Annotated in this window: 5 protein-coding genes and 1 pseudogene; 4 read left to right on the top strand and 2 right to left on the bottom strand. The window is 44.5% G+C overall.

Translation table 11 applies throughout. The features are described 5' to 3' along the window. Positions 1-1,095: relaxase/mobilization nuclease domain-containing protein (locus tag QUA71_RS18790; RefSeq protein ID WP_333287259.1), on the bottom strand; the 1,095-nt coding region annotated here is incomplete at its 3' end. Positions 1,096-1,160: 65 nt separating this feature from the next. Continuing rightward, positions 1,161-1,601, bottom strand: coding sequence for a plasmid mobilization protein (locus tag QUA71_RS18785; RefSeq protein ID WP_333287257.1), 441 nt, complete (start codon positions 1,599-1,601; stop codon positions 1,161-1,163). 1,316 nt (positions 1,602-2,917) lie between these two features. Here QUA71_RS18785 and QUA71_RS29300 point away from each other — a divergent pair. The 4 genes and pseudogenes from QUA71_RS29300 to QUA71_RS29295 all read left to right on the top strand — a co-directional run bounded on the left by QUA71_RS29300 (position 2,918) and on the right by QUA71_RS29295 (position 6,627). Then, positions 2,918-3,118, top strand: a complete 201-nt coding sequence (locus QUA71_RS29300) for a helix-turn-helix domain-containing protein (RefSeq protein ID WP_445243800.1) — start codon at positions 2,918-2,920, stop codon at positions 3,116-3,118. Positions 3,119-3,214: 96 nt separating this feature from the next. After that, positions 3,215-3,385: a zinc ribbon domain-containing protein gene (locus QUA71_RS18780; RefSeq protein ID WP_333287256.1), complete on the top strand. Its 171-nt coding sequence runs from the start codon at positions 3,215-3,217 to the stop codon at positions 3,383-3,385. Between the two features lie 171 nt (positions 3,386-3,556). Continuing rightward, positions 3,557-4,624 carry an NAD/NADP octopine/nopaline dehydrogenase family protein gene (locus tag QUA71_RS18775; RefSeq protein WP_333287254.1) on the top strand — a complete coding sequence of 356 codons (1,068 nt, stop codon included), beginning with the start codon at positions 3,557-3,559 and terminating at the stop codon, positions 4,622-4,624. A 901-nt stretch (positions 4,625-5,525) separates the two neighbouring features. Beyond that, a pseudogene (locus QUA71_RS29295) lies at positions 5,526-6,627 on the top strand (ISAs1 family transposase). Position 6,628: the final 1 nt, after the last annotated feature.

Genomic DNA, 6,628 nt, shown 5'->3' with positions numbered 1-6,628 from the left:
CTCCGATGCTTTTGTACTCGTTGCAGGTGCGGTTGTTTCTAGCTCAGATTGTGACAACTCTAACTCCGATGCTTTTGTACTCGTTGCAGGTGCGGTTGTTTCTAGCTCAGATTGTGACAACTCTAACTCCGATGCTTTTGCAGGAGTTGCAGGTGCGGTTGTTTCTAGCTCAGATTGTGACGACTCTAACTCCGATGCTTTTGCAGATAGGCTTGCTACTAACTCGGATTGTGACGATTCTAGCTCATTTTCCTCTGCCTCACTGGGGGCGATAGCTAAGTGTTGTGGCTGCATTAAAGCCTCAATTAGGGCGTTATCTCGCCCTTTGTCATAGCTAACGCCTCGATGCTTTTGCAATCCAAAAAAAGTGTAGGCTTTACCCAACTGAGTGCCACTTAAAGCGACTCCATCTAAATTGTAAGAAATGCCTTTACTGAAGCCGATTCCAGTTCGAGCCAATCCGACTTGCACCTCTACGGCTTGTTGCTGCAACCGCTCAACGAATTCTGGCATACTTGGGTTATCTTGGGTGACTTCATCAATTAGGTCTTGCAATTGCACCCTGACGCTCTTGTGTCCCTTGCTTTGTAAGTACCTGTGTTCTCCTGTAGTCTGAGCTCGCTTGTCTGTTTCCCAACTGGGTGCAACAGTTTCCAGGTTGTAGTTCCGTTCAAGCTGGCGAATAGTTTCTTGGCTTTTATAATAATCCCAGCTATCGTCAACAACACTTCCATCTAGGCAAATGCGACTGGCGACGATGTGGATGTGGTCGTGTTCTGTATCGCTGTGCTTGACAACTGCGTACTGGTTGTTGTCAAATTCCATCGCTTTCATGTAGTTGGCTGCGATAGCCAGCCAGCGCTGGTCATTTTCTTCACAATCTTCTAGTTTTTCGGTGCTATCGACAGATAAAGTGGCGTGAAAAACTGCTACTTTCAGGTTAGGTCTTAGTTGTCGGGCGATGGCAAATTCAGCAGCGAGTTCTTCAGGAGTTTGTCCGCACATAGTACCGCCAATTAGAGCGGCGTCTTTTTTGCCCAGTACGTAGTTTAGACAGCCCCGAAAGCCTGTACCTTTGATTTGTTTGCCAATCATAACCGAAAAGCCGTCAGTTGCACAGAATTGATTGCTCAGGCGGTAAAGCCCAGGCTTGTTAATAATTAGCGTACTGTAGATTTGGCAAGGTTTGCAACTATTGCTTTAATTGCACCCCCGTTTTCTCGAATGAGTTGCTGTACGTTTTCTAAGACTTCTGTATTGACAAGAACTGGTTCTCCCAACGCCACAGCACTATTGCAAGCTTTAGCAATCTGATTAATATTGTTTCCGGCAGTTTTAAGTTGGGCATTAATTTGGCACAAAACTTGATAGGCTTTCAAGTCAAATGCAGCTAGAGGGCGCGGCATGGTTCTCCTCAAAGCTGCACGGCGCATGAAGTCGCTCATGCTCAAATTTACTTGTTCTGCTCTTGCTTTAATTTGATTGTAGTCAGAGTCAGACAATCTCAGTTCCAGCCGACTCGAAAGTCTCTGATTTGGCTGGTTTGACTGATTTGACTGATTTGGCTGACTTGGAGGCAAATTTTTGAGCTTCATAGCCATGATAATAGTCGAGTTTATCTCATTTTATAAATCTATAACTATTTTCAACTTCACCCCAAAATAGCAAACTAGGGGCGTAAAGTGACCCCCGCCATCTGAGGATAACTGGTTGCGATCGTCGCTACTCAATAACTGACAATCTATCCATTTGCTTTTTAAAGTGTTTGCTCGACAGGCGAGGGCGTTGTCAGCTCTTTTCTCCCTCTTATTTCTTATAGCTGTATAATATTCAGCTTAATTTGTATTACAGTTAGCTACATTTGTCATTAAAGCTTAAGAAAGTCTTAAACCTGACCAGGCGGCTAGAAGTCCGCGTTCATGAGGTGCATTTTTTTATTTGACCGTAATAAATAAAGCTTTGTACGGACAAAACCATTGCTTGCTACCGAGAGAGAACAGCCATAACCAGTCTCAACAGGTCAAGGCACGAACAGCACAAAAAAGCAGCAATTTGACCGAAAAAGTCAGACGGAAAGCAGGATATTTTCAGGTAAATACAGGTAAAGTGCAGCCCTTGCAAATACCTGTAATCTCCCTGATTTTATACTGCACTTGCCTGACTTTATACTGCAAATGCCTGACTTTAGCTGACGCAACAATTAGCTAATTTTTTAGCGTTTTTAACAAAATCTGAATTGATTTAATAGTCAAGTTACGATACCTAAGTTGAATTAAGAATCAAGTTGAGCAAGTGCGAGAAAATTGGCAGGTAGCTAAAATTTATGAAGCGATTTTGTAGCGTAGTACCCACTATGCCAGCAATAAAGTTGAGGCTGGACTATCTGGTTTTTGCGCTCCGAGCCGAGCTGTTCGCGAGTGTAAGGCTTACCTCGATCGAGTGTCCGCTGCCGTCTATTGCTAGCAGTCAACTACTAAACTAACGTGAGTTCGATGGAGTCCGATCGCCACGAACAAGCTCGGATTGGGTAGGCGATCGCTACGAAACAGGTTCAGGTTGGGCAGGCGATCTCCACTTTCCGGTTGCAATCAAGTTACATATAAAATTATGATCTAATGAGTGTGCGAAAATAGCAGGGCTGTTTCATTCTCCGTAGTGGCCCTGCCAAGAGTGCCGGGGCCAGGGCTATAGGATAGCCAAAGACCGGTCGTCTCCCGTTTTTTTCCCCCTCAAGTAGCTCTGTATGTAGCGCTCAACGGAGTTATTATCCAGAAGCAAGTGGCTAGCATTCAGTGGACTTAGCAGCTTAAGTCGGTGCCATTTACCAAAGAAATGGGTCTAAAGCCCCGTCCTAGAAGGACGGCTTTATATGAGGTTTATTTTTTTTAAGCCTACCTTTTTGTGATATAATATTAGAATGAAATCTCGCTCTCGCTACCAAGTCTATCCAACAAAAACACCAATTATCGCATTTGATCAATTATTTGGGTGCGTAAGAGTAATATGGAAGGATGTGTTAGCACACTGGAAAAAACTCGATCAAAAAGGAGAGAAGAAGCCAAAAAAGTCGGAGCTACAAAATCATTTTCTGAGTCAAAAAAAAGACGGAGGAACATGAATAGCTAGCGAATGTATCTAGCGTTGCTCTACAGCAATCCATTAATGATTTAGGACAACCCTAAATGTGTAGGCGTGATTTTCAAGTCATTTCTCGATGGGAACTGACACTCAAAAATGTTTCTGTTGTGGTCATATTGGTGGCAAAAAAGAACTTTCTATTAGGGAGTGGACTTGTCTATTCTGTGGGTCTATTCACGACATAGATGTCAATGATGCTGTAAATATTTTAGTCGCGGGAGGACATTCCGAGTTAAACGGACGTTGAGGAAGGCGTAAGACTATCGCTAAGATAGCAGCATCCTGTGAAGCGTCAACCCGCTAATTATTCACTCAATTAAGTTTGTTTGGATAGATGGGAATCCCCGTCGCTTCAGCGCAGGGAGGATGTCAATTTAAGATATCTTTGTTTATAGTTTTCGGATGAATTAATTAGCCCATGCCACAGACTAGCTACCTGGTTGTAGGAAAAGGACACATTGGCTTAGCTACAGCAGTCTATCTGAGCGCTCAGGGATATACTGTTTACCTTTTTTCTCGCCGTTCTTCTTTTGTTGCCCAGACAAGAACCATTCACTCAATAGGACCAATTTCTCCCGGAAGCTATCCAGTTGCAGCTTGTTCCAATAACCTTGATGAGTTGGCCGCACTCAATGGCGGCCAACTACCGCTGAACGTGCTGATCTGTTGTCGCGGTCAAGACATTGAGCCTTATGCCAAGATTCTAGCTAAATATATCAATTCCCAAATGAATGTTCTGGTTTTGTGTGCCAGTCGCTTTGCAAGTAGGGTTTTTTGTAAGGTGCTCCAGAGACAGGGAATAGCTGAGGCACATTTGCCTGCTGTAGCCGATGTTAACAATACTCCGTTCGTCAGTCGCGGTAATACGGAGGACGAAGTTAGGATTAGTACGCTTACCAACAAGTTCTTTGTGGCAGCTCAAAACCGAACCATGACAAATCGGATTGTAGCCGCTTTCCAAGATGCATTCAGTAATTTATGGCTGGCTGCTTCGGTTTTAGAAATTGATCTAAATAAAGTTAATGACATTATCCACCTTCCCCTGCTTCTGGTTTCATTAGCCCGATGGGAATCTGGTGAGGATTACAACATCTATCATAAGGTGGGTCCCCGTACTGTTGCGCTCATTGAGCACCTGGATCGCGATCGCATAGCGGTGGGTGAAGCACTGGGAGTGCTCAACTTGATTGATATCAAAAGCCACTATCAAATCGCCTACGGAACCACCGGGCCATCCCTTTACGAACACATGCAGCAGCTTGGAGTCTACTCCAGTACGACGCTATGTAACCCTCATCACCGCTATTTGGTTGAAGATTTGCCTTATGGCTGTTTTCCCCTACAGGTTTTAGCTCGTCTAGCAGGAGTGGAAACACCATTCTTGGATAGCTGCATCACCATAGGGAGTAAGTTCCTTGACATCCCTCTGCCGTGGACTGCTGAGTTTCTAGAATTGGAGCGGCAGTTGCTCAGTCAAGAACTTTAACTAATGGTGGGGGTCTGCCCAAGGTAAGCAGGTAGGTGCAATTCAGCCTAATTTCGTAAAGTTGTGTAATAATAAGTTCATAATTGCCCTTGCTTTCTGAAGGGAGTCTACATTTCTTTACATAACTGTGTTTATTTCTGCCTACCAGCTTACTGTCTCAGCTCTTCCAAGAATTGCGAAAACTGCCGCGTTGCTATACGCTGCTAGCGCCCATAGTTTCCTGTTTGACTCCTCACATATGCAAATGGTCGGCGTGACACCTGAAAAGGAGACACACCAGTGACCATTCCCTCAGTCCGTACCCTCTTCATCATCTCCTTTAATGAGTCTTACCCACCCTTGAGTGGGGGCTCCTTACGTAACTGGCCAAACATAAACATGATGATGAAGTCTGGCTGTGTGGGTATTTTTTCTGTGTTTCAGGGGAACTCTAACGGTCAAACTATTCCTGGTGTTGACCTACAACATTATTCCAATTTGGCTGAGGCACAGCGTTCACTATAAAACTAGAATATGAAAGGAATGATGACTGGGCAAACAGCTAATCAGTGATTATTTCAATATTATATGTAACAATACGATTATTGATGTTTCTATTGATGTCGATGCACATTTAGTGTTGGCAACAAATATAAACTTAGTTTTTCCGCTATATTTAATAAGCATTTAGAACCTCAACAATTTTACGCTGTATACAAACCTAGCTGCTGCTTTTGGAACTGAGCTTGGTAACGAAACTTGAAAATCTCTAGTTCAGCATTACTGGTCAACCAGTAACATAACAACAGAGCTGAACAAGGGGTAAGTAATTAGCCGGACTTGATATGAGACCAGGGCTATTTCATTCTGATCGAAAGGCTATATGATATTGGATTGATTCTCACTATCAGGCCCGTCTACGATGTCTCAACTTGCCATTGTCGAAGCTTTTACAGCCCTGCCTGATACGCGGCGTACCGCAGGACAACGCCATACGCAAGCTCTATGTTTAGCTTTGTTTACTCTGTCGGTGACGGCTGGAAATCGTGGATTTCTGGCGATTGGAGACTGGCTTTGGGCCTACCATGATGAATTGGTAGCCATGTTTGCGCCACCCAAAGGGCGCTTACCGTCTTACAGCACAATTCGGCGGACACTGTTGCGACTCGATTACCGGGATTACTCGGCTTGTTTATCTCGATTCTTCGGCATTCAACCTTTACCTGGAGAAACCATTGCCACCGACGGCAAGGTGGTGCGAGGCTCTTATGAAGCCATCAGCGATGACCCCACAGTAGACTCACATCCGGCGATTATGCTGGTCACGGCTTATATTGTCGAGCGGGGCTTGATTCTAGAACCCTACGAAGTCGAGTCGAAAACGAATGAAATCACTGCTTTGCCTGCCTTCATCAAACAGATGGCATTACAAGGAGTGGTGTTCGCTTTTGATGCTATCAGCACCCAAAAAAACAGCGACTGCAATCATTGACAGCCATAACGACTATATCGGTGCACTCAAAGGCAATCAGTCAGGCTTACTTGCAGCTGTAGTAGCCAATTTTCAACCACAAGCAACGACCCAACAAATTAATAAAGGGCATGGTCGCATTGAAAAACGCACCGTCAGCATTAGTCATATCCTTGATGGAATTCCCGATTTCCCTGGACTACAAACCTTGATTCGAGTTCAGTCCGAACGCCTTGTGCATCGGGCGACCATCATTGAAGTCTCCACCGAAACTCGCTATTACGTTGCCTCATTTATCGATACGGTTCAAGCTTTTGCAGCACGAATTCGAGGGTACTGGGGCGTTGAGAACAAAGTCCATTATGTTCGAGACGTAACTCAAGGCGAGGATGCTTCTCGTATTCGCACCCCACCACTGGTGCAAATTTGGGCAATCGCCCGCAATTTTGCCCTCAATTTGTACCGAGATAACGGTTTTAATAACATGGCTCAAGCGCAACGAAGTGCTGGCTTTAATCTTAACACACTCAAAATCTTGTTCAGAATGAAATAGC

This window comes from Microcoleus sp. MON1_C5, from assembly GCF_036701875.1.
Lineage (GTDB): Bacteria > Cyanobacteriota > Cyanobacteriia > Cyanobacteriales > Microcoleaceae > Microcoleus.
This window is presented reverse-complemented; position numbering and strand designations above follow the sequence as displayed.